We start from the raw sequence: 21,742 nt of genomic DNA, 5'->3' as shown, positions 1-21,742 counted from the left end.
CCCGGCGATCAGGCGTGCGACGCGCTCATGCGCTTGCCGCGCGTCGAGGCGGATCGATGGGCCTCATGGCCAGCCACCTTGCTGCCATCCGACGCGCCAACCCGTCTTCGCGGCCGTTGCACCGGTTTCGATACCGCGCTTCCCGCGGCCTTGACCAGCAAAGCCGCAAACGCCACCTCGTCGATCCTCAACCCGCGTCGCGCACGGCACGGCCCGAGCGCCGCCAGCCCGCCCGCCTCGAACGCGTCGAGCACCACCGGATGGATATAGCAGCGTCGGCACACGGCGGGCGTGTTGTAGAGCAGCGCGGCCACCGCCCGCACCGTCTCGACGATCTGCTTGCGCGCCTGCGCCGCGTCGATCCATTCGATCCGGCGCAGCGCGCCGAGCGCGTGAACGCTGCCTGCCCACGTGCGATAGTCCTTCGCCGTGAAATCCGCGCCGCTCGCCTCGTGCAGATAGGCGTTGATGTCGGCCGATCCGACCGTGTGCCGCTGGCCATCGTCGTCGACGTACTGGAACAGGTCGTGGCCGGGCAGCTCCGCGCAGCGCCGCAACATCCGCCGCAGGCGCGGATCGTCGATCGTGACGTCGTGCTCCACCCCGCTCTTGCCGGTAAAACGCAGCCGCATTTCGCCGGCCGCGATCTTCAGGTGGCGCTTGCGCAGCGTGGTCAGCCCGTAGGACGCGTTGTCCCGTGCGTATTCGGCGCTGCCGATCCGCACCAGCGTGGTATCGAGCAGACGCACCACGGTCGCCACCACCTTGTCGCGCGGCATGCCGGGCCGACGCAGATCGCGCGTGACGCGCGAGCGGATACGCGGCAAGGCCCGCGCAAACGCGGTCATCCGCGAATATTTGTTGGCATCCCGAAGTTCCCGCCACAGCGGATGGTAGCGATACTGCTTGCGACCGCGGGCATCGCGGCCGGTCGCCTGGAGATGGCCGCGCGGGTCGGCACAGATCCACACGTCCGCATAGGCCGGCGGAATGGCCAGCGCGTCGATGCGCGCGATTTCGTCGGCATCGCGGATGCGCCCGCCATCCACGTCGAAATAGACGAAGCGACCCCGCATGCGCCGCCGCGTCAGACCGGGCCGACGGTCGTCGACATGGCGCAGCGGCCCGACGCGTGCCTGTGGGTCTGGTGTGCCTGTCATTGCATCCTCCGGGTCTCGTGTGGTTCGCGGCACGCAATCGGCTCCCACAATGGCGAATCCGATGGAAAACGTCGGACGCGGCAGGCGACCAATTTGCAAGCACCGTGTACAAAAGCGCCAACCGGCGCGCCGGCCGGCCCGGACTGCCGCGATCGTCCGACGGAGCCGATCATGGGGGGCCTTCGCGCGAGCGATGAATCTTCGGCATCGAGCAAATTCGATGCCCGACTGGCGGGCGTGCAACGACCGGCGTGGGTACGGCGATTGCGCAAGGCAAAGCGCCCACCCCACTGACGGAGCCATCGATGACCCCCACCGCGCTGACGATCCACCCCCTGCCGTTCGACCCGCTGTTCGAGCAGATCCCCGACGATGAAGCCGATACCACGCGCGAGCTGATCGATGCCCTGAACCACATCCAGGACATCACGTCGCACGACTACGCGCATGCCGTGCGCAGCGTGCATGCCAAAAGCCACGGCTTGCTCGAAGGCGAACTGACGGTGGCCGCCGATCTGCCGCCCGAGCTCGCGCACGGCGTGTTCGCGCGCAAGGGCGGCACCTATCCGGTGACGCTGCGCCTGTCGACCAATCCCGGCGACGTGCTCGACGACGCCGTCTCCACGCCACGCGGCCTGGCGCTGAAGATCGCGCAGGTCGACGGCGCGCGACTGCCCGGCAGCGAGGCCCATGCCACGCAGGATTTCGTGATGGTCAATGCGCCGGCCTTCTCCGCCCCCACCCCGAAGGCCTTCGTGCGCAGCCTGAAGATGCTGTCGAAGACGACCGACCGTGCGCCGGGCGGCAAGAAGGCGCTGTCGGCCGTGATGCGCGGCGCCGAACGCGTGATCGAGGCGGTCGGCGGCAGCAGCGCGACGCTGACGAACCTGGGCGGCCATCCGGCCACGCACATCCTTGGCGAGACCTTCTACACCTGCGCGCCGTGCCTGTACGGGCCGTATTTCGCGAAGCTGGCCGTGGTGCCCGTCTCGCCCGAGCTGGTCGCGCTGAAGGATGCGCCGATCGACCTGAGGGGCCGCCCGGACGCCCTGCGCGAGGAGGTGGTGGCCTTCTTCGCGCGGCACGGCGGCGAATGGGAGCTGCGCGTGCAACTGGCGACCGACATCGAAACGATGCCCGTGGAGGACGCCTCGGTCGCGTGGCCGGAGGACGTCAGCCCGTATGTCACGGTCGCGACGATCCGGGTGGCGCCGCAGCCGGCCTGGACCGACGCGCGCTCGACGGCGATCGACGACGGCATGAGCTTCAGCCCGTGGCACGGCCTCGCCGCGCATCGCCCGCTCGGTGGCGTGATGCGCGTGCGCCGGGCGGCCTACGAAACGTCCGCGGCGTATCGCGGCACGTTCAACGGCTGCCCGGTGCACGGCTGAAGCACACGACCCACGAATCCGGAGCCCAGACCATGCACGATACCGACGAACCCACCACCCGCGACGCCCCCGACACCGATCCCGAACGCCGCAACGCGGCCTATCCGCATGCGTCGGGCGGATGGGGATCGATGAAGGCGGTCGTCGCGATCCTGGCGAGCGAGCACGCGGTGCGCAAGGGCGGCGCCGCGCTGATGCGGCAGAACAAGCCCGACGGCTTCATGTGCGTCAGTTGCTCGTGGGCCAAGCCGGCCGGCCCGCATCCGTTCGAATTCTGCGAAAACGGCGCGAAGGCCACCGCGTGGGACATGACGTCGAAACAGGTGGGCGCCGCGTTCTTCGCGGCCCACACCGTCACCGAACTGGCCGGCTGGCACGACCACGATCTCGAAGCGGCCGGACGGCTGACCGAGCCGCTGCGCTACGACGCGGCCAGCGACCGCTATCTGCCGGTCGGCTGGCAGCAGGCCTTCGACGAGATCGGCCGCGAGCTGAACGCGACCCCGCCCGATCGCGCGGTGTTCTACACCTCGGGCCGCGCTTCGCTGGAAACCTCGTACATGCTGCAGTTGTTCGCGCGCCAGTACGGCACCAACAACCTGCCGGACAGTTCGAACATGTGCCACGAAAGCAGCAGCGTCGGCCTGCAGGCGGCGATCGGCGCGGGCGTCGGCACGATCGGCCTCGACGATTTCGAGCAGACCGACCTGATGTTCTTCTTCGGTCACAACGTCGGCACCAACAGCCCGCGCATGCTGCACCCCTTGCAGGACGCGCGCCGTCGCGGCGTGCCGATCGTCACCTTCAACCCGCTGCGCGAACCGGGCCTGGTGGGCTTCGCGAATCCGCAATCGCCGCGCGAGATGCTGACGCCGGGCGACACGCAGATCTCGACGCAATACCACACGCTGCGCATCGGCGGCGACACCGCTGCGTTGACGGGCCTGTGCAAGGCCGTGATCGCCGAGGACGACGCGGCGCGCGCCGCCGGTGCGCCGCGCGTGCTGGACACGGCCTTCATCGATGCGCACACGCACGGCTTCGACGCGTTCGCGCGCTACGTGCGCGAGACCCCATGGCACGCGATCGAACGCGAAAGCGGCCTCGCGCGCGCCGAACTCGAGCGCGCCGCCCGCCTGTATTGCCGCGCCAACGCGGTCATCGTGCATTACGGCATGGGCATCACCCAGCATCGGCTCGGCGTGCAGAACGTCCGCATGATCTGCAACTTCCTGATGCTGCGCGGCAATCTCGGCAAGCCCGGGGCCGGCGTCTCGCCGATCCGGGGCCACTCGAACGTGCAGGGCCAGCGCACCGTCGGCATCACCGAAAAACCGGCGCTGGCGCCGCTCGACATCCTGGCCCGCCAGTTCCACTTCGAGCCGCCGCGCGAGACCGGCATGAACGTGGTGGAAGCGTTCGAGGCAATGATCGACGGGCGCGTCGATGCCGTGTTCAACCTCGGCGGCAACCTGGTGCGCTCGGTGCCCGATCGCGATCGCATCGAGCCGGCCTGGCGGCGCCTGCGGATGACCGTGAACGTCGCCACCAAGCTGAACCGCACCGCGCTGCTGCCCGGCGCGGTGTCCTATCTGCTGCCGTGCCTGAGCCGCATCGAGATCGACCGGCAGGCGGGCGGCGAGCAGGCGGTGTCGGTGGAGGACAGCACCGGGCGCATGCACGGCTCGCGCGGCGTGGCCGAACCGGCCGGCGAGACGCTGCGCTCCGAGCCGTTCATCGTCGCCGGCATCGCCACGGCCACGCTCGGTGCGCGCAGCACCGTGGCCTGGGATGCCTGGCGCAACGACTACCGGCTGATCCGCGAGGCGATCGCCCTCACCTACCCCGAGATCTTTCACGATTTCGACGCGCGCATGTGGACGCCCGGCGGTTTCGCGCGCCCGTTGCCGGCACGCGAACGGCGCTGGATGACGCCCAGCGGCAAGGCCGAATTCGCGGTGCCCGAATCGCTCGGCGAGGACCCCGACATGCCGGCCGGCGAAGGCGCGCTGCGGCTGATGACGATGCGCGGCGACAGTCAGTTCAACACCACGATCTACAGCCTCGACGACCGGTTTCGCGGCATCTACGGCGACCGGATGGTGCTGCTCATGCATCGCGACGACATCGCCGCGCATGGCATCGGCACGGACGAGCGCGTGACGCTGGAAACCATCGCCCATGACGGCGTCGAGCGGCGCGTGGCCGGCCTGAAGGTGGTGCCGTACGAGATTCCGCGCGGCTGCGTGGCCGGTTATTACCCCGAATGCAATCCGCTGCTGCCGCTCTGGCATCACGCGAAGGGCAGCAAGGTGCCGGGGGCGAAGTCGATCCCGGTGCGGATCATCGCGGCGGGGTGACGGCGATGGCGGCGCCGGCGAGGAACGGCACATGACCGCCCGCCGGCGGCCGCCCGCCCACGATGCCGGCGTGCAGGCCGCACCGCATCCGCGTTCAACCGTGCGGGCCGATCAGCGCAGCGCGGCGCTCGCCTTCACGAAGGTGCCGGCATCCGAATCACGGATCGCGTGCTTCAACGCTTTCAGGGCGGGCTTCAAGGCGTCCTCCGACGCCGCATCTCGGTCGACCACGGCTGCGGCCTCCTTCTCCAGCCGATCCAGCAATTTCGTGGCACAACGCGTGTCGAGGCTGCCGGTTCGCACGAAGTCGGCAAGCTTCTCGCTCAGTTCGACAAGCGCAACCGGTTGCGTCAGTGTCTGCACACTTTCACTGCCCTTCTTACCCATGATGAATTTCCTTTGTGGTCGACTCACTGCCTGCGCCATGCCGAACCCACGCCGCATCGACACACGCCTCGTTACGATTTGCCATCATGCTTTCCCTCCAGCAGTACCGACGCCAGCACCTGCCGCGCGGTATCGGCGACGACACTGCGTAAGCCGTTCGACGATGAAATCTCCGACTGTCGCCATCGCGCTGTTCCTCCGTGCATGCGCGCGGCGCACCGGCAGGGGCCGGCCGCCTTCCTCGCGCAGGTTGCGCAGATGAATGCGCAAGCATCGTGCCGCGATCGCGACATGCTCGATCCGGCCGGACCTGCGCCGCAAAACGGTGAACCGTCGATCACGATGGCACGACTGTTGCTGACATCGACAGACGCACCGGACCTCGCGTCCCGCCTTGCCAACAGAACACGGAGCGCTCTCATGACCGACAAACCCGATCAGACCACCATGCAGGACCCGCTCACGCAATATCCGCGGCCCGACTTCGACAGACAGCCGCAACCCGCGCCGGGCCTGGCCCGCGAGATGCATCCGAAGCCCGATCACGGGGAGCAGAGCTATCGCGGCGCGGGACGCCTCAAGGGCCGTCGCGCGCTGATCACCGGCGCCGACAGCGGCATCGGACGCGCCACCGCGATCGCCTTCGCGCGGGAAGGCGCCGACGTCGCCTTGAACTATTTACATGATGAGGAGGCCGATGCCGGCGAGGTCGTCCGCTTGATCGAGGAAGCCGGCCGCAAGGCCGTGGCGCTGCCTGGCGACATCAGCGACGAGGCGTTCTGCACGAAGCTGGTCGACGATGCCGTGCGCGCGCTCGGTGGCCTCGACATCCTCGTGAACGTCGCCGGCAAGCAGGTGTACGTCGAGCACATCGCCGACCTGAGCACCGCGCAACTCGAAGCCACGTTCCGCACCAACGTGTTCGCGATGTTCTGGCTCTGCAAGGCGGCCCTGCCGCATCTGCCGCGCGGCGGCACGATCATCAACACCACCTCGATCCAGAGCTACCAGCCGAGCCCCGGGCTGCTCGATTACGCGTCGACCAAGGCCGCGATCACGGCCTTCACGCACGCGTTCGCCAAACAGGTGATCGACCGGGGCGTGCGCGTCAACGCGGTCGCGCCGGGGCCGATCTGGACGCCGCTGCAACCGAGCGGCGGCCAGCCGCAGGAGAAGGTGGAGGTATTCGGCTCAGAAGCGCCGATGAAGCGCCCCGGCCAGCCGGCCGAGCTTGCGCCGATCTACGTGCTGCTCGCCTCGCAGGAATCGAGTTATGTGACCGGGGAGGTTTATGGGGTGACCGGCGGCAATCACCTGCCCTGATCGGCCGAAGCGCCGATTCCGATCTCGGCACGCCTCGATGCGTCGTGCCGACGTCAAACCAACATCCGTGCGATCGTGCTTGCCAGGATTTCCAGTGGAAACGGCTTCAGAAGCACCGCGGGCTCGGGGCCGGATATCGCGCTGAAATCGAGCTTGTCGGCAAATCCCGTGATAAACACGATGGGCAAGCGGGGCGAGCGCTGACGCATCGCGACGGCCAGCTCCCCGCCCGTGACACGTGGCATCGCGTAATCCAGCAACACGATATCGTGCTGCCGCCGATCCAGCGATTGCAGCGCCGCCGGTGCATCGGCTGCGACATCGACGATGTAGCCGAGCATTTCCAGCGAGTCGACAAGCGCGGTCCGAATGGCGTCGTCATCGTCGACCACCAGAACATATTTCGGCTCGGTCGCATAGGCGGATGCCTTCTCTCGGCTTGTCGAGCTCGCCACCACCGCCGGTTCCGTCAGTCGCAGGAGGATGGTCACCTTGGTGCCGATTCCGCTTTCACTTTCGATTCGTGCAGTTCCGCCTGCCTGACGGGCAATGCCGAACACCTGCGCCAATCCAAGCCCGGTACCCGCACCGATTTCCTTGGTCGTGAAGAACGGCTCGAATGCCTTGGCACGGACATGATCGGGCATGCCGTGACCGTTGTCCGTGACGCCGATCTCGACATAGCGGCCCCGCGTCAACTCGGGATCGCCGCCAATCTCGACCACGCGCGAAGCGATGACCAGCGCGCCCCCTTCCGGCATGGCGTCTCGGGCGTTGATTGCCAGATTCAACAACGCGAGTTCGAGCTGTGTGGAATCGGCCACGACCGGGGTGGCGGATGCGTGCAGCTCGAACGTGATGTCGATACCGGTTCCCAGGCTTCTCGTCAGCATCTCCGACATGCCGGTGATCAAGTCGTCCACCACCACGGAAGACAGCGCGACCTGCTGGGTTCGGGAAAAAGCCAGCAACTGCGCGGTCAGCTTTGCCCCGCGCATCACCGAGCGCGCCGCATTCTGCGCCCATTTCTGCACTTTCTCCGCATCGGCGGCCATGTGCTGAATCAGTTCGAGATTGCCGTGAATCGCCTGCAGCAGATTATTGAAATCATGCGCGAGCCCGCCGGTCAACTGGCCGACCGCTTCCATCTTCTGCGACTGGCGCCGCTGCGCCTCCGCCTGCCGTTGCTCGCGCAGATCGGTGATCACCGCACACACGATGATCTGGTCCGCCAGATCGCTGACAAGCAACGGGCTCAGCGAAATCGAGACGGCAATGGCCGTGCCGCTGTCATTGATCAGTTCGAATTCACGGCGCGCCGGCCGGGTGCTTCCGGTCGCCAGGAAGCTGGCGTAATCGGGAAGCGCGGCGGCATCGAGATGCCGGGCGAACGCCTGCCCCACGATGGCGGCGTGTTGCTTTCCCAGCAGTTCGGCGACCACGCGGTTGGCATACAACACCGAGCCATCGGCGGAGAGCATCAGCGCGCCCTCCTGCATCTGCTCGATGAGTTCGCGGTAGAGCCGGTCCGCATTCACCAGCGTGTAGAGGCGCGCCGATTGATTCTGCTCGCCGACGACGGCGTCGACCGCCCCGCTTCGGATTGCATCGAGCGCTTCCTCCGCCTCCTGCAATCTGGCCCGAAGTTCTTCGTTGGTCAGATCTGCCAGCTTGGATTCGCGATCGTCGTACTCGCGGTCAGGCATGCTTGTCGACTCCGGAAAGTGGCAGGCTGAGTGCACTTAAAAGTTTGTCGCGATCGGACAGATCGCCAATGATGCGGCGTACCGGAAGCGGAAAGACTTTGACGAGCGTGGGAACGGCGATGATCTGATCCTCCATGCCCGCCTCCGGATCGAGGTACAGATCGATGATCTGCAGATCGACACGGCCGGCCAGCACCGTCGCACAAAGTCTGCCCGCATTCTCGATCGCCCGGGCGGAGCGCGGCGTGCTGCCGGTGACGTAAAGCTTCAAGACATACCGCTCCGGATCAGGGCCGGGTACAGCGGTCGAATGGGTCACATGGCGCCTTTCGTATCGTGTCGAACGTTGCGCGGTAAGCGAATGCCATACAACTGTGAAAAGACGCCCGTCGGGCGCCACCCGCGGAACGATAGGGTCATTCTCACGTCAGGCACCTCGCCGTCGCGCGAGGGTTTCGCGATCTTCGCTCGCCGTTTCCTCGGCAATGCGCGTGACCTGATCTTGTGCGCTCGCTTCTTCGTCTTCCTCATTCAGAGAGGCCTGAAGTTCGGCGATCTGCCGCTTGATCGCCTGGCGCTTGCGTTCTGCCTCACGGTGCGCCCGTTGCGCAGTTTCCATTCGCGCCGCGGCTTCGGCGCGCTCCCTGGACTCCTGCGAAACCCGCGCGGCCCCGGTCAACACGCCGCCTGCACCGATATACGCCGGCACCAGCTCGATTCCCTCCGAACTCAGCGTGTATTCGCGGATCTGATTCGAATGCGCCATGCCCCGAGCCTTCAGCACATAGAGCGTGCGGTTTCGCTCCCCGTTGGCCTCGGTGTTAAACAATGCGACCCAGACATCCATCAAGGACGACACGCTTCGGTCGTTGACCGAGACGGCCGTGGCCACATCGACCAGGCTCGTGAAAACGCATGTCGTGCCACGCGCCTTCAGCATGTCGATCAGGCGGAGGAATACCGCATGCACTTCATCCTCCAGCCCGCGGAACGCGGACAACGGATCGATGACGACCAGGGACGGATCGAACTTTTCGATGTCCCGATACATGCGCGCGAGATGCATCTCGAGCCCGAAAAGGCTGGGACGCGCCGATTCGAAACGCAACTGGTCGCCCAGGAACTTGCCCAGATCGATGCCGACCGAGCGTAGGTTGCGGATGACCTGAGCGGGCGACTCCTCGAATTCGAAAAACAGGACCCGTTCGCCACGCTCGCAACTCGCTTGCGCAAAGGCCGCCGCAAACGTGGTTTTACCGGTGCCCGCGAGGCCCGAAATGAGGACGCTCGAGCCGCGATAGATCCCGCCCCCGTCGAGCATCCGATCAATGCCGGCTATGCCCGTGGGGAGGATCTCTTCGGGCGAGGGATGATCCAGGCTCGCCGAAGTAATCGGTAAAACGGTAATGCCCTCGGCATCGATCAGAAACGGGTATTCGTTGGTGCCATGGGCAGACCCCCGATACTTCACCACGCGCAGCCGGCGCGTGGTGACCTGGTCGCGCACCCGGTTGTCGAGCACGATCACGCAATCCGACACATATTCTTCAATGCCGTAGCGCGTGAGCGTGCCGTCGCCCCGCTCGCCCGTGACGATGGCCGTCACGCCACGCTCCTTCAACCAGCCGAACAGACGGCGCAACTCGGAGCGAAGCATGCTTGCATCGTTGAACGACGCAAACAGGGTTTCGATGGTGTCGATCACGACGCGCCGGGCCTTGACCTTGCGGATCATGACATCCAGGCGGATAAACAGGCCTTCCAGATCGTAATCCGGCGTCTCGTCGGTTTCCGATGGCCGCAGCTCGATATGGTCGATCAGAAGCCGGTTCTGATTGGCAAGCTCGGCTACGTCATAGCCGAGCGACGCCACGTTGGCGGCCAGATCCTCCGAGCGCTCCTCGAAGCTGACGAAAACGCCCGGTTCGTCATACCGAGTGGCCCCTTCGACCAGAAACGTCATGGCGAACAAGGTCTTGCCGCAGCCCGCAGCGCCGCACAGCAGCGCCGATCGCCCGCGCGGCAGCCCGCCGTGGGTCAACTGATCAAATCCGGCGATCCCGGTCGGGGTCTTTGGGATTCCTGATGGATGAAAGGTTGCCAACGCTGGCCTTTGATAAGTGGACGTTATGGGGAGCGAGAGGACATCGGAAGCTCATTGTCGCACCATATGGGGCGAACGGCGGCGACTCGCCGCCGTTTCCGTCAACGCCCCCTGTCGAACGCCGAGCGCGCTTACTGACCGACACGCTTTCCTTCGGGCGTGGCGAGTGCCTCCGCCAAATCGGACAGCACGATGGGTTTGACGAAATAGCGCTCGAAGCCGGCGGCGGCGGCACGGTTGCCGTCGCCGGACTGGCCGTACCCGGTGAGTGCAAACAGCCGGAGATTCGCATGCCGTGGCTGACTTCTCAGAACGCCCGCCAGCGCATAGCCGTCCATCCCGGGCAAACCGATGTCCAGGATGGCGACATCGGGCTCGAATTGCCCGGCGACGGAAATCGCATCGACCGGATTGATCGCCGTCGAAACCTCAAAGCCCTTCATGGTCAGATACGCCTCCATGACCGATAGTCCGTCCAAATAATCGTCGACCAATAGCACCCGCATGCTGTCACCTGTTTGTTGACCTGTTTGTTGCGCATCGCCCGGTTTCGGCAATGCGCTTTGCATAATGGAAAAAGTGAGATTCTGGCGCATTAACGTCATGCCGATACGAATTATCGGCATCGGACGCAGCCAAGGAAAAACCGGCGGCAGCCGGGTTACCGGTCCAGCACGAATCGAGCCCGCACTCAGTCGCCGCTTTGCGCCTGCCGTTCGGCGAACGGCAGGCTGTCCCACGCCTGTTCGATCGATTGCAGGGCGCCGAGCACGATCGAGCGATTCAGCGCCGCCGCCAGTACGCCGTCGCGCTCCCGATAGGCTTGACACAAGCGCTCGTGATCCGCACAGGAGCGCTGCAGGCGCCCCGGCAGCGAGGTACTGAGCCGGCGCAACCGGTTCACGCGCAGGCGCATCGACTCCAGCACCTCGCGGAAGATGCCGTTGCCGCACGCGCGCAACTCCTCGTCACGGAACGCCACGTTCGCCCAGAAGTAGCCATCCACATCGCCACGCGCCGCCGCGTCGGCCAGCTTCCGATGCGCAGCCCACAAGCGCTCCAGCGCCTCGTCGCCGGCCTGCTCCACGATGGCGGTCGAAATCTGCCCGTAGAGAATCGCTCGCAACTGATACAGCTCGCGCACGTCCTTGAGCCGGATTGCGGCGACGCGCGGGCGCTTGCGCGACGGCCAATCGACCAACCCGGACCGGCTCATGACGAACAGCGCTTCGCGCACCGGCGTGCGGCTCACCTTGAAGCGCCGCGCCAGATCGACCGAGTTCAGGTCATCCCCCGGCAGCAGGCGCGCCTCGATGATCTCGCGCGCCATCCAGTCGATGATTTCCCTGACTCGAAACGATTCGTCGTTGGCTTCGGCTTCCATAGTGTCGACATTTTCACTCATGACGGTAACTGACCATGTCTGGTATCGTGCCAAATAGTCTGTATTCATTGCATTAAAATCTGCACCAAGCAGATCGCCGGCTTGATTATATCGATCAACTGTCGACAGTTATAAAAATCGGGAGACAAGCATGTCCGAGCCATCCCTCCTCAGGCGCCACCGCTTTCTGCAATCGGCGGGCGCGCTCGCCGCGCTGTCGTGCGGCAGTGCACGCGCCGTGCTCGCCGCGGCCGGCGATGCCGCCGCGCCGGCAGGCGCCGACGGCCACATCACCGCGCAATTGGCGCGTTACATGGCGCAGGCGCGCGACATGCCGCTGCCCGGCCCCGTCGTGCTGGCCTGCAAGCACCGCATACTCGACACGTTCGGCGCGATGGTGTCCGGTTCGCGTATGCGCCCCGGCATGCTGGCCGCGAAGTACGTCGGCTCGTTGGGCGGCGCCGCGCAGGCGAGCGTGATCGGCACCCGCATCCAGACCAGCATCGTGAACGCCGCGCTGGCCAACGCAATGTGCGCCCACTCGGATGAAACCGACGATTTCGAACCGGTCACCAAGGAGAACCCGTTATCAGGCGAAGCGGTCGCCGCGAAGGCACGCGACCTGATGCAGCCGGTGCTCGGCGCGGCCAGGACGGCCGCGCTGATCGACAAGATCGAGCACCTCGAAACACTCGCGGACCTCCGCGAACTCGGTCCGCTGATCTCGGCCTGACCGGCCATCCAACACGAGGAGACACACTGATGACAGGCATCGATCGTCGCTATTTCCTGAAAACCGGCGCGCTGGGCGCGCTCGCTTCGGCCACCGCGGGAACCGGCGCCCTGGCGCAAGGCACCGGCGGCGCATCCGCCGCTTCGACGCCTGCCGGCAACGGGCCCGCGGGAAATCCCGGCACGCAACCGCCCCGGGTGACGCGCATTCTGGCCGAATTCATTCACCGAACCGGTTATGCGGATCTGCCGGCCGATGCGCGCCGGGAAGGCGTGCGCACGCTGATGAACTGGGTGGGCGTGGCCGTGGGCGGATCTCACGACACCACGGTCGAGCGCGCCGTGGCGGCGCTCACGCCGTTCTCGGGGCCGCCGCAAGCGAGCCTGCTGGGCCGTACGGAACGCTTCGACATCATGAATGCGGCGTTCATCAACGGCGTGAGCAGCCACATCTTCGATTACGACGACACGCATCTGAAGACGATCATCCACCCGGCCGGCCCGGTGGCGTCGGCGATCCTCGCGTATGCGCAATATCGGCCGGTTGCCGGCAAGGATTTTCTCGCCGCGCTGGTGCTCGGTATCGAAACGGAACTGCGGATCGGCAACGCCGTGTATCCGAACCACTACGACGTGGGCTGGCACATCACCGGCACCTGCGGGGTGTTCGGCTCGGCCGCCGCGATGGCGAAGCTGATGGGCCTGAGCGTGCAGCAGACGGTGTGGGCGCTCGGGCTGGCGGCCTCGCAGCCGGTGGGCCTGCGCGAATCGTTCGGCTCGATGAACAAGAGCTTCAACCCGGGCCGCGCCGCCGCCAACGGCATGTTTGCCGCGATCCTCGCGGCGCAGGATTACACCAGCTCCGACGGCATGATCGAGGCCAAGCGCGGCTGGGCCAACGCGATCAGCACCAAGCAGGATTATCGCGAGATCACCGAAGGGCTCGGCTCGCATTGGGAATCGACGCTCAACACCTACAAGCCGTTTGCATGCGGCATCGTGATTCATCCCGCGCTCGACGCCGCCATCCAGTTGCGCAACGCGAACCATCTGCGCGCCGACCAGATCGCCAGCGTCGATCTGCGCGTGCACCCGCTGGTGCTCGAACTGACCGGCAAGACCACGCCGCGCACCGGGCTGGAAGGCAAGTTCAGCATCTATCATGCGGTGGCGATCGCGATCATCGACGGCGCCGCGGGCGAGAAGCAGTTCAGCGATGCCAAGGTGCTCGATCCGCAAACCATCGCGCTGCGCGAGAAGGTCCACACGACGATCGATCCGTCGATCGGGCCCGAGCAGGTGGACATGAGCATCACGCTCAAGGACGGCCGCAAGCTGCACAAGTTCATCGAGCATGCGATCGGCAGCACGCAGGTGCCGATGACGAACCAACAGCTCGAACGGAAGTTCTCGGATCTTGCCGACGGGATTCTGCCGGCCGATCGAACGCGCGCCTTGATCGACATGTGCTGGCGGGTGGAGCAACTCGACAACGCGGGCGATCTCGCGCTGGCGGCGGTGCCGCGCTAGCCTCGGGGCGCGCGGCGCCCTGGCATGCGAGCTCGCGCCGGCTTTCACGCTCGACCGTCACGCGAGGGATCGCCACCGGGGAAGCTACATGACCGGCGACAGATTCCCGTCGACATTGATCGAGGTGCCCGTCACGTAGCTCGCCAGGTCCGAGGCAAGGAAGCACGCCAGGTTCGCGAATTCCTCCGCCTTGCCGACGCGCCCCAGCGGCACGCCTTTCCCCATCTCCGCCAGGAACGCCTCGTACGAACCGGCGCCCGACTGCGCATGCTTGCGCAGCCACTGGTCGCTCTCGATCAGGCCCACGTGCAGCGCGTTGACCAGCACGTTGTGTGGCGCGCCCTCGCCGGCCAGCACCTTCGTCAACGCCATGCCGGCCGCGCGCGACACCGAGGTCGGAGCGGACGCCGCCTTCGGCGCCTTCGCGCCGATATTGAGGACGTTGATCACGCGGCCCCAGCGACGCTCGACCATTTGCGGCCAGACGAGACGCGTCAGGCGTATCGCGGCGAACAGCTTCAGATCGAGATCGGCCTGCCACACCTCGTCGGTGATCGAGGCAAACGGGCCCGTCTGCGAGATGCCGGCGTTGTTGACCACGATATCGATCCGGCCGAACGCGCTCATCACGTCGCCATACGCCGCCGCGATCTCGTCGGCCTTCATGACGTCGCACGAGACGATGTGGACGCGCCGTTCCGTGATCGCCGACACGGCCTGGCGCGCGCGCTCGAGCGACGCGCGATCGCGCGCCAGCAACGCCACGTCGGCGCCGCTTTGCGCCATGCGCGCGGCGATCGCCAAGCCGATTCCCTTGCTGCCGCCCGTGATGACGGCGACCCGCTCATCCAGCCTCGCTTCCATCCCATGCTCCTTTCGAGATCGTCGTGCCGCCGATGCACGGATCGACGGCGTCAGGGCGTCATTCATCCGACGTCCACGCAAATCATCAGCCTAGCCGATATCGGCAATCAGAGGGCCAACGCGAAAATGGCACGATCGACAGGCGACGCCGCCACACCTCATGCGAATGCCCGGCCGGACGGATTCGGCGAGCCTCGTCGAAGACGCCGGTGAAGCCACAAGAAAAAATGCAAGCCGCCTTGCACTATTGCCAAGTGACTGCACGCCGGGAGCCCGCTAACTTGATGACAGCCCGATGGGCCGAATCCAAACCATCAATACGGAGTGCACATGAACAGTCCAGCCGCCCCCTTCCCGATTCGTCAATTTCACGTCTTCGAGCGCGACACGCTCAGTGAGGGAGGCGAAAGAGCGAGCCGCCCATCGCGGCATGTGGTGGCCGCCGCCGTGTTCAAAAATCCGTTTGCGGGGTTGGGCGCCGCATCGAACGACGACCTCGCGCAACTCACCGCACTTTCCGTCGAGATCGGCGCGCTGCTGACCACGCGTGCGTTGAGCCGCTTTACCGATGCCGAGCGCCCGCGCGCCTATGGAAAGGCCGCGCTGGTCGGCACCCTCGGCGAATCGGAACACGGCGCCGCGCTCATCCACCCGCGCCTGGGCCTCGCCATGCGCACCGGCCTCGGCGCGGGCCCCGCGCTGATTCCCGGCAACGCCAAGAGCGGCGCGGCAGGGTCGTCGATCGACATGATCTTCGGCGGTGCCGACGACGCATGGGATTACGACGCAATGGACGGCATCACGCTCGCCGTCCCGGGTGCGCCGGCACCCGACGAACTCGTGCTGTTCGTCGGCTTCGGAACCGTGAGAATCAATGCGCGCGTTCGCGGCGCGAGCGCCGAAGCGGTGGCAAAGGTGGTGGCCGACATTCGGGCCGCGCGCAAGTAAGACCGGATTCGGCGCGCCGCAGTCACGCTGCGGTGCGCGCTCGGGTCAAAAAAACCTAGACAGGAGACACCATGGCGACACCCACCGCTGCCAGGCAAGCGCACGGACTCACCGAAATTCGCACGATCATCATCGGTTCATCGGTCGGCGCCGTCATCGAATACTACGATTTCTTCCTCTACGGCTCTCTGGCAAACCTCGTCGCGAGGCAGTTCTTTTCGGGCCTCGATCCCACGTCCGCGTTCATCTTCGCCTTGCTCGCCTTTGCCGCCGGCTTCATCGTTCGCCCACTGGGCGCGGTGCTGTTCGGGCGGCTCGGCGACATCTACGCAGGCCTGACTTATCCGATCGCCGGCGCGATCATGACGTTCATCATCGGCGCATTGTTTCTGAAGGATACCCAAGCAAGCCGAGCCGCTGCCTGACCGACATGCGGTGAATGTCTCGCAGCGTGCTGCGTTGCCGATTGAGGCTGCCCGGTGAATAGAGTAAGTTTGGCAGCGGGACCACTTCGCACGAGCCGATTACATTCATGGTGACCAAGGCATTCCCTCTGGATCAGCTCGGCTGGGATCATTTGCGCACATTGCTCGAAGCCGCGCGCGGCGGCTCGCTTGCCGCCGCGGCGAAGAAGGTCGGGGTCGATCAATCGACCATCAGCCGGCGTCTCGCGCAGGTCGAGTACAGCACAGGCGAGGCACTCTTTCGACGCAGCCGAACTGGGCTGGTACTCACTGCGCTGGGCCAGGAAGTTTTCGTGCGAGTCGAGCGAATGGAGGCGACGCTGCACGAGATCCAGGGCCTCACCGCTCAGGGGCGGGCCATGTCCGGACGCGTGACCATAGCGTCGATGGAAGGCGTGGGTTCACTTCTGATCGCGCGTGCCGCCAAGCGGTTGCGAGATCATCATCCGCGCGTTCAGATCAACCTCGTCACGACATCGAGTTATGTCGATGTCGCAAAACGAGAAGCGGATATCTTCGTGAGTTTTTTCGAGCCGTCGTCCACGTCGCTCGTCAAGCGCAAGGTGGCGGACGTGCCGTTTTACCTCTACGCCAGCCCGCAATATCTCGACGAACATCAATCGGCAGACCCGCGGGCGCTCGAAAACGAAACCTTCATCGGCTATATCGACGACCCTTCGTACCTGCCGAGCGCGCGATGGATGGACGGCGTCGTGTCGAATCCGACCTTCGGGTTTCGCTCCACCAGCATGTTCTCGCAAATGCAGGCCGCTCAAGCCGGACTCGGCATCGTCATGCTGCCCTCCTATGCACGGGCGGAAGAACTCGGCTTGACGAGGTACGTCGAAAGGGCTTGCCGGGAAATTCCGCTCTTCGTCAGTGTGCAACACGATCTCCTGATTCTTCCACACGTCGGGGCGGTATTCGAGGAAGTCACCGAGTATCTGGCCAGCCACATCGCGCGCATCCGATGAGGGCGCCGGTGTCTGCCGGCCGGCATAGTGGTCCAGCGGCGGCCGCGTCAAATGGTACTTCAGCTCGATGTCGGCGCTTTGTATAGTCGCGTCACATCCGAAGCCCGGCCGACACGCCGGGCAGCGAGATGGACATCGACATGGGGGAATCATGCAGGCGCAGGTCCAGAGTCTCGAATTTCGCGGGCAATCCGTCGTGATCCTCAACCTACTCCCGGAAAATGCGGCGTTCCATTATCAGGAGGGCCAGTATTTGAGCATCGCGCTGCCGGGCACGGACCAGCATCGCTCGTACTCGATGGCCTCGCCGTGCCGCCCCGACGGGGCGATCGAACTGCACATCCGCCTGCACGAGCATGGGGCGTTCTCGCACATGCTGCGCGAGCGGATCGAGATCGGCAGCACGTTGACGCTGTCGGGCCCATACGGCGACTGCATTTGGAGCGTGCCGGCCGACGCTCGCGCGAAGGTGATCCTGCTGGCGACCGGAACTGGCATCGCGCCGCTCAAGGCGATGATCGAACGCCACGCGAGGAGCGCGCCCCGCAACGAGGTGTGGTTGTACTGGGGTGGCGATCGGCCCGAGGACTTCTACGTGGCGCAGGCACTGCGCGCCCTTGAGCAAGAGTGCGCCCATTTTCATTTCGTGCCGGTGCTGCGGGAGGGCGCTCCGGATTGGGCCGGAGCCCGGGGCTTCGTGCAGGATATCGCGGCAGCCGACCATCCCGATCTCGGCGAGGCGTATGTGTTCGCCTGCGGCTCCCCCATCATGGTGCGCATGGCGCGCGAGCGTCTGATGACGACATGCGGCTTGCCGGAGGACAGATTTTTCTTCGACGCATTCGAGCCCTCCGAGCCCCATGCGGATGCGGCCGCACGCGCGTCCGACGCGCCGATCATCCTGTCGGTGCTATTGCCGGACGGTGCCCGCCATGCCGTGCCTTGCCGGGCCGGAGAACCGCTGATGCGCTCGCTCGTCGCCGAGCATCTCGTCCAGGCGATCTGCGGCGGCAATCAGTCCTGCGGCACCTGCCGTGTCTCCCTCGACGAGGCCGACCTGGCTCGGCTGCCCGTCATGTCCCGGGCCGAGCGGCGCCTGCTGGCGGCGCTGCCGGCCAGTGGCCCGTGCGACCGGCTGTCGTGCCAGTTGAAAGTCGACGCCCGCTACGAGGGCTTGCAGCTGCGTATTCCCCCACAAGACTTCTGACCGGATCGTCGATCCGGTCGCCAACCTGAAACGAGCCGCTCATGAACCAGCCACACAATCCGCTTGAAGCCGTGGGATCGCATTACGACGCGGCACAGATGCTCGTCGCGCGCGAGCACACCCGTCGTGCCGTGCAGGCGATCGCCGCCGCGATGCAGCCCGGCATGATGGAGTCCGAAGCAATCGAGACGGCGAAGGACATCCTGGCCGAAATGGGCCTGCTGCGAGGCTGGCACGACGTGTACGTGCGGTTCGGAAGGAACACCGTGCAGATCGGCGGCACGCCGGACGATCCCGACATCGTGCTCGGGGAAGACGATATCTTCCTGGTGGATATCGGGCCCTGCTGGCAACACTGGGAAGGCGATGGCGGCGACACGTTCGTGACCGGCGCGAATGCGGAAATGGCGCGCTGCGCGGCCGACGTCAAGGCGATCTTTCACGAAGTGCGCCGCCACTGGCTCGCCACGGGGGCCTCGGGCAAGCAGTTGTACGACTTCGCGAAAGCCAGCGCCGAACGGCGAAACTGGGTGTTGAATTTCGACTTGCCGGGCCACCGCATTGCCGATTTTCCGCACAAGGCCATCGTCAACGTCCCCTTGTCGGGCATCGAGTTTTGCCCATCCCAGGAGATCTGGGTGCTGGAGATCCACATCCGTGATCGGGACGGCCGCTTCGGCGCCTTCTTCGAAGATACCTTGCTCGACGATTCGTATTTCGATTGATGGCGCGGCGCGGCGCGAATGCGCTGTCCATCGTCCGGGTCGAACATCTCCGTCAATTCGATGACCGAGGTGTTGACCGGTGAGGCCAGGCGCGCAGCTTCAGCGTTCTGGATCGATACGCATCAAGAAGCATCGAACGACGAATGCGCCAGGTGCTTGATCGCGAGATCGACGAATGCGCGAAGACGATGCAATCGGCTGAGATCGCGATGGTAGCCCATCCAGATTTCTCTGGGCGGCGGGTCGTCATCCAGATCCAGCCTGCGGATGGCGCGGTTCTGGTCTCCGACAGGCCGGGGTAGTACCGTGATACCCACCCCTTCGCCGCACATCTGCGCCTGGACATTGCGATTATTGGATTGCAATACCACGCTGGCATTCGGAAAACGTCGCTTCAGCCAATCGATGTCCGGGAACGTACCCGTCGAGGTGTCCATCGCGATCAAACGATTCCCCGCACCGTCGCCATCGACCGGATCGGCGCTGGAGGTCGCGACGTAGACCCCGTATCGCATACGAAGCAGCCGCTTTTGCACGATGTCCGGCCCCTCGAACGGGACGATACGGAAAGCGACATCCGCCTCGCGTTGAGCCAGATTGAACAAGCGCGTTCCGGTGAGGATCTCGATGTCGACAAGCGGGTATTCGCGCGAGTATTCGGCAATCACCGGCGGCAACGCATAGGCGCCGAACCAATCGGCCGCCGACACCCTGAGCGTGCCTTCCAGCTTCCGCTGCTTGCCGGCCAGCCGCCGCTCCATGGACAGCGCGCTCTCTTCCATTTGCTCCGCGAGCGGCAGGATCGCGGCGCCCTCCTCGGTCAGAACAAAGCCGTCCGTGGTTCGCTGAAAAAGCACCTGCCCCGTGGATTCCTCAAGGACACGAAGCCGTCGTCCCATGGTCGGGTGGCTCAGGTGCAGCGCGCGTGCGGCGGCGCCCAGCGTGCCGGTACGCGCTATTGCGAGAAAGATCCTGACGTCGCCCCACTCCATACCAACACCCACATATTTGAACGGACTCCGTTCATTATATTCGATTGCCGAACAATAATGAGTTGAGCGAGACTACGCACCCTCGAATGGAAATAAAGGAAATCGTCATGGCGCACCTTGGCCCCCCTATCGTGTACGTGACCTACGAGGGCACGCCGGACAGTCGCTTCGATCGACGCTACTACGTCGAGCAGCACCTCCCGCTCGTCATGCAGGCATGGCAGCGCCACGGTCTCGAGGACGTCACGGCTTTCTTTCCGCCGTTGACGCACGTCGGCACGCTGGTGATTTGTGAATGTCGCTTTCGCGACGCAGTGGCAATCGACGCCGCCTTTGGATCTCCGGAAACCCCGGAGGTCATGGCCGACGTTCCGAAATTCACCGACTTGCGCCCGACACGCTTTCGCGTCGCTCCACTTTGAGCGGGTCGAGGCAATGCCGGACCTCGTGCGCCCCTCACTCTTGAAGACAGGAAAATGACCGTGGCTTTCTGGAAAAATGCTTCCCCGCGTACTGTGCGTCGCGGGCATATGTGGATTTCGGGCGATCGGATCGAACGAAATGGACAGACCTACCAACGCGGCCCGCTCTTCGTCGAGTGGGAAACGCCGGACGAGGTGACGCGCCCCTGGCCGATCGTACTTCTGCATGGTGGCGGCTATCAGGGAACCGAGTGGTTCGACACGCCGGATGGCCGGCCCGGCTGGGCGCAGCGCCTGGTGGAGGCCGGCTACGCAGTGCTTGTCGCCGACCGTCCAGGGCAAGGCCGCTCGCCGTTCCACACCGAGACGATGGGCTCCATGGGGGCGCCGTTCTCCTACGAACACGGCCGCCATATCTACTTCCCGGCCGAATACGAGGGGCAACACACTCAGTGGCCCTTTGCTCGGGACAACGAAACGGCAATGGATGAATTCATCGCCGGCTATGGCCCGCTTCCCGCGGACCTCGCGTTTTCCGAAGACATGGAAGCGGATCGGATCGCGAAGTTGCTGGACAGAATCGGCCCGGCGATCCTCCTGACGCATTCGGCGTCGGGGCCGGTGGGTTGGCTGGTGGCAGACCGCCGGCCTGGGCTGGTCAAGGCGATCGTCGCCGTCGAGCCCATGGGGCCGCCCTTTGCGACGATTCCCAATATCGGCTCGCTCACGTGGGGCCTCGCCGCGGCGCCGCTGACCTGGGAACCGCCGGCCGCTTCGCCCGACGCGTTGCGCGCGGCCGCGCCCGGCACGCACCGATTGCCCGCGCTCGCCGGATTGCCGATCGTTGCCGTCACCGCCGAAGCCTCGGCCTTCGCCGCCGCCAGCCAGCCGGCGATCGAGCAACTCAAGGCGGCCGGCAGCGAAGCCGAATTGCTGCATCTGCCCGATCACGGCGTGTTCGGCAACGGTCACGGGCTCATCTACGAGAAGAACTCCGATGAGGCGCTGGCGCCGGTGTTGAAGTGGCTCATCGAACATACGGAACAACGGAACTGAGCGAGGGGGAAAA

20 protein-coding genes and 1 pseudogene are annotated in these 21,742 nt (G+C 65.3%); 12 read left to right on the top strand and 9 right to left on the bottom strand.

Features of this window, described 5'->3' with window-relative positions; all coding sequences use genetic code 11:
• Nucleotides 1-8 precede the first annotated feature (8 nt).
• Nucleotides 9-1,160 (bottom strand): DNA topoisomerase IB, encoded by a 1,152-nt coding sequence (locus tag AB4850_RS19840; RefSeq protein WP_414445561.1) that lies wholly within the window; start codon nucleotides 1,158-1,160, stop codon nucleotides 9-11.
• A 305-nt stretch (nucleotides 1,161-1,465) separates the two neighbouring features.
• Between AB4850_RS19840 and AB4850_RS19835 the strand changes: the two genes are divergently transcribed.
• Together AB4850_RS19835 and AB4850_RS19830 are read left to right on the top strand one after the other, a co-directional pair.
• A complete protein-coding gene (locus AB4850_RS19835) occupies nucleotides 1,466-2,551 on the top strand; it encodes a catalase family protein (protein WP_414444703.1) in 1,086 nt (361 codons plus the stop codon).
• 32 nt (nucleotides 2,552-2,583) lie between these two features.
• Entirely contained in the window at nucleotides 2,584-4,911 is a 2,328-nt protein-coding gene (locus AB4850_RS19830; RefSeq protein ID WP_414444702.1) for an FdhF/YdeP family oxidoreductase, read from the top strand.
• 111 nt (nucleotides 4,912-5,022) lie between these two features.
• Here AB4850_RS19830 and AB4850_RS19825 read toward each other — a convergent pair whose 3' ends face one another.
• The gene (locus tag AB4850_RS19825) at nucleotides 5,023-5,298 is read right to left on the bottom strand and encodes a hypothetical protein (protein WP_414444701.1); all 276 of its coding nucleotides are present in this window, start codon (nucleotides 5,296-5,298) and stop codon (nucleotides 5,023-5,025) included.
• A 420-nt stretch (nucleotides 5,299-5,718) separates the two neighbouring features.
• Between AB4850_RS19825 and AB4850_RS19820 the strand changes: the two genes are divergently transcribed.
• On the top strand, nucleotides 5,719-6,621 hold the full coding sequence (locus tag AB4850_RS19820; protein ID WP_414444700.1) for an SDR family oxidoreductase: 903 nt from the start codon (nucleotides 5,719-5,721) through the stop codon (nucleotides 6,619-6,621).
• A 53-nt stretch (nucleotides 6,622-6,674) separates the two neighbouring features.
• Here AB4850_RS19820 and AB4850_RS19815 read toward each other — a convergent pair whose 3' ends face one another.
• From AB4850_RS19815 to AB4850_RS19795, 5 genes are all read right to left on the bottom strand, one after another.
• Nucleotides 6,675-8,327, bottom strand: coding sequence for a response regulator (locus AB4850_RS19815; protein ID WP_414444699.1), 1,653 nt, complete (start codon nucleotides 8,325-8,327; stop codon nucleotides 6,675-6,677).
• Complete coding sequence (locus AB4850_RS19810; protein ID WP_414444698.1) at nucleotides 8,320-8,598, bottom strand: circadian clock KaiB family protein; 279 nt, start codon at nucleotides 8,596-8,598, stop codon at nucleotides 8,320-8,322. The genes AB4850_RS19815 and AB4850_RS19810 overlap by 8 nt, the downstream gene beginning before the upstream one ends.
• A 156-nt stretch (nucleotides 8,599-8,754) precedes the next feature.
• On the bottom strand, nucleotides 8,755-10,431 hold the full coding sequence (gene kaiC / locus AB4850_RS19805) for a circadian clock protein KaiC (protein ID WP_414444697.1): 1,677 nt from the start codon (nucleotides 10,429-10,431) through the stop codon (nucleotides 8,755-8,757).
• A 131-nt stretch (nucleotides 10,432-10,562) separates the two neighbouring features.
• Nucleotides 10,563-11,027, bottom strand: a complete 465-nt coding sequence (locus tag AB4850_RS19800) for a response regulator (protein WP_414444696.1) — start codon at nucleotides 11,025-11,027, stop codon at nucleotides 10,563-10,565.
• A gap of 95 nt (nucleotides 11,028-11,122) precedes the next feature.
• The gene (locus AB4850_RS19795; RefSeq protein WP_414444695.1) at nucleotides 11,123-11,836 is read right to left on the bottom strand and encodes a GntR family transcriptional regulator; all 714 of its coding nucleotides are present in this window, start codon (nucleotides 11,834-11,836) and stop codon (nucleotides 11,123-11,125) included.
• 130 nt (nucleotides 11,837-11,966) lie between these two features.
• Between AB4850_RS19795 and AB4850_RS19790 the strand changes: the two genes are divergently transcribed.
• Both AB4850_RS19790 and AB4850_RS19785 read left to right on the top strand, forming a co-directional pair.
• On the top strand, nucleotides 11,967-12,548 hold the full coding sequence (locus AB4850_RS19790; RefSeq protein ID WP_414444694.1) for an MmgE/PrpD family protein: 582 nt from the start codon (nucleotides 11,967-11,969) through the stop codon (nucleotides 12,546-12,548).
• Between the two features lie 29 nt (nucleotides 12,549-12,577).
• Nucleotides 12,578-14,077: an MmgE/PrpD family protein gene (locus tag AB4850_RS19785; protein ID WP_414444693.1), complete on the top strand. Its 1,500-nt coding sequence runs from the start codon at nucleotides 12,578-12,580 to the stop codon at nucleotides 14,075-14,077.
• 84 nt (nucleotides 14,078-14,161) lie between these two features.
• Here AB4850_RS19785 and AB4850_RS19780 read toward each other — a convergent pair whose 3' ends face one another.
• Nucleotides 14,162-14,941, bottom strand: a complete 780-nt coding sequence (locus AB4850_RS19780) for an SDR family oxidoreductase (protein WP_414444692.1) — start codon at nucleotides 14,939-14,941, stop codon at nucleotides 14,162-14,164.
• Between the two features lie 330 nt (nucleotides 14,942-15,271).
• On the opposite strand from AB4850_RS19780, the gene AB4850_RS19775 reads away from it, so the two are divergent.
• The 5 genes and pseudogenes from AB4850_RS19775 to AB4850_RS19755 all read left to right on the top strand — a co-directional run bounded on the left by AB4850_RS19775 (nucleotide 15,272) and on the right by AB4850_RS19755 (nucleotide 19,259).
• Nucleotides 15,272-15,889, top strand: a complete 618-nt coding sequence (locus AB4850_RS19775) for an amino acid synthesis family protein (RefSeq protein ID WP_414444691.1) — start codon at nucleotides 15,272-15,274, stop codon at nucleotides 15,887-15,889.
• Between the two features lie 71 nt (nucleotides 15,890-15,960).
• Nucleotides 15,961-16,275: pseudogene (locus AB4850_RS19770) on the top strand (MFS transporter); the annotation flags it as partial.
• A gap of 146 nt (nucleotides 16,276-16,421) precedes the next feature.
• Entirely contained in the window at nucleotides 16,422-17,327 is a 906-nt protein-coding gene (locus tag AB4850_RS19765; RefSeq protein WP_414444690.1) for a LysR family transcriptional regulator, read from the top strand.
• Between the two features lie 151 nt (nucleotides 17,328-17,478).
• A complete protein-coding gene (locus AB4850_RS19760) occupies nucleotides 17,479-18,534 on the top strand; it encodes an FAD-binding oxidoreductase (RefSeq protein WP_414444689.1) in 1,056 nt (351 codons plus the stop codon).
• Nucleotides 18,535-18,575: 41 nt separating this feature from the next.
• The gene (locus AB4850_RS19755) at nucleotides 18,576-19,259 is read left to right on the top strand and encodes a M24 family metallopeptidase (RefSeq protein ID WP_414444688.1); all 684 of its coding nucleotides are present in this window, start codon (nucleotides 18,576-18,578) and stop codon (nucleotides 19,257-19,259) included.
• Nucleotides 19,260-19,381: 122 nt separating this feature from the next.
• On the opposite strand, the gene AB4850_RS19750 is transcribed toward AB4850_RS19755, so the two are convergent.
• On the bottom strand, nucleotides 19,382-20,251 hold the full coding sequence (locus AB4850_RS19750; RefSeq protein ID WP_414444687.1) for a LysR family transcriptional regulator: 870 nt from the start codon (nucleotides 20,249-20,251) through the stop codon (nucleotides 19,382-19,384).
• A 107-nt stretch (nucleotides 20,252-20,358) separates the two neighbouring features.
• On the opposite strand from AB4850_RS19750, the gene AB4850_RS19745 reads away from it, so the two are divergent.
• Both AB4850_RS19745 and AB4850_RS19740 read left to right on the top strand, forming a co-directional pair.
• A complete protein-coding gene (locus AB4850_RS19745) occupies nucleotides 20,359-20,673 on the top strand; it encodes an EthD family reductase (protein WP_414444686.1) in 315 nt (104 codons plus the stop codon).
• Between the two features lie 54 nt (nucleotides 20,674-20,727).
• Nucleotides 20,728-21,729 carry an alpha/beta hydrolase gene (locus AB4850_RS19740; RefSeq protein ID WP_414444685.1) on the top strand — a complete coding sequence of 334 codons (1,002 nt, stop codon included), beginning with the start codon at nucleotides 20,728-20,730 and terminating at the stop codon, nucleotides 21,727-21,729.
• Nucleotides 21,730-21,742 lie beyond the last annotated feature (13 nt).

Origin of the sequence: Burkholderia sp. 22PA0106 (assembly GCF_047497155.1) — a bacterium.
Taxonomy (GTDB): Bacteria; Pseudomonadota; Gammaproteobacteria; order Burkholderiales; family Burkholderiaceae; genus Burkholderia.
The sequence above is the reverse complement of the archived record's forward strand: the minus strand, read 5'-3'. Positions and strand labels throughout refer to the sequence as shown.

Excerpts from the sequence above, each read along its gene's own strand:
- AB4850_RS19840 (WP_414445561.1), bottom strand. The coding sequence starts at position 1,160 with ATGACAGGCACACCAGACCCACAGGCACGCGTCGGGCCGCTGCGCCAT.
- AB4850_RS19835 (WP_414444703.1), top strand. The coding sequence starts at position 1,466 with ATGACCCCCACCGCGCTGACGATCCACCCCCTGCCGTTCGACCCGCTG.
- AB4850_RS19830 (WP_414444702.1), top strand. The coding sequence starts at position 2,584 with ATGCACGATACCGACGAACCCACCACCCGCGACGCCCCCGACACCGAT.
- AB4850_RS19825 (WP_414444701.1), bottom strand. The coding sequence starts at position 5,298 with ATGGGTAAGAAGGGCAGTGAAAGTGTGCAGACACTGACGCAACCGGTT.
- AB4850_RS19820 (WP_414444700.1), top strand. The coding sequence starts at position 5,719 with ATGACCGACAAACCCGATCAGACCACCATGCAGGACCCGCTCACGCAA.
- AB4850_RS19815 (WP_414444699.1), bottom strand. The coding sequence starts at position 8,327 with ATGCCTGACCGCGAGTACGACGATCGCGAATCCAAGCTGGCAGATCTG.
- AB4850_RS19800 (WP_414444696.1), bottom strand. The coding sequence starts at position 11,027 with ATGCGCCAGAATCTCACTTTTTCCATTATGCAAAGCGCATTGCCGAAA.
- AB4850_RS19795 (WP_414444695.1), bottom strand. The coding sequence starts at position 11,836 with ATGAGTGAAAATGTCGACACTATGGAAGCCGAAGCCAACGACGAATCG.
- AB4850_RS19790 (WP_414444694.1), top strand. The coding sequence starts at position 11,967 with ATGTCCGAGCCATCCCTCCTCAGGCGCCACCGCTTTCTGCAATCGGCG.
- AB4850_RS19785 (WP_414444693.1), top strand. The coding sequence starts at position 12,578 with ATGACAGGCATCGATCGTCGCTATTTCCTGAAAACCGGCGCGCTGGGC.
- AB4850_RS19780 (WP_414444692.1), bottom strand. The coding sequence starts at position 14,941 with ATGGAAGCGAGGCTGGATGAGCGGGTCGCCGTCATCACGGGCGGCAGC.
- AB4850_RS19775 (WP_414444691.1), top strand. The coding sequence starts at position 15,272 with ATGAACAGTCCAGCCGCCCCCTTCCCGATTCGTCAATTTCACGTCTTC.
- AB4850_RS19765 (WP_414444690.1), top strand. The coding sequence starts at position 16,422 with ATGGTGACCAAGGCATTCCCTCTGGATCAGCTCGGCTGGGATCATTTG.
- AB4850_RS19760 (WP_414444689.1), top strand. The coding sequence starts at position 17,479 with ATGCAGGCGCAGGTCCAGAGTCTCGAATTTCGCGGGCAATCCGTCGTG.
- AB4850_RS19755 (WP_414444688.1), top strand. The coding sequence starts at position 18,576 with ATGAACCAGCCACACAATCCGCTTGAAGCCGTGGGATCGCATTACGAC.
- AB4850_RS19750 (WP_414444687.1), bottom strand. The coding sequence starts at position 20,251 with ATGGAGTGGGGCGACGTCAGGATCTTTCTCGCAATAGCGCGTACCGGC.
- AB4850_RS19745 (WP_414444686.1), top strand. The coding sequence starts at position 20,359 with ATGGCGCACCTTGGCCCCCCTATCGTGTACGTGACCTACGAGGGCACG.
- AB4850_RS19740 (WP_414444685.1), top strand. The coding sequence starts at position 20,728 with ATGACCGTGGCTTTCTGGAAAAATGCTTCCCCGCGTACTGTGCGTCGC.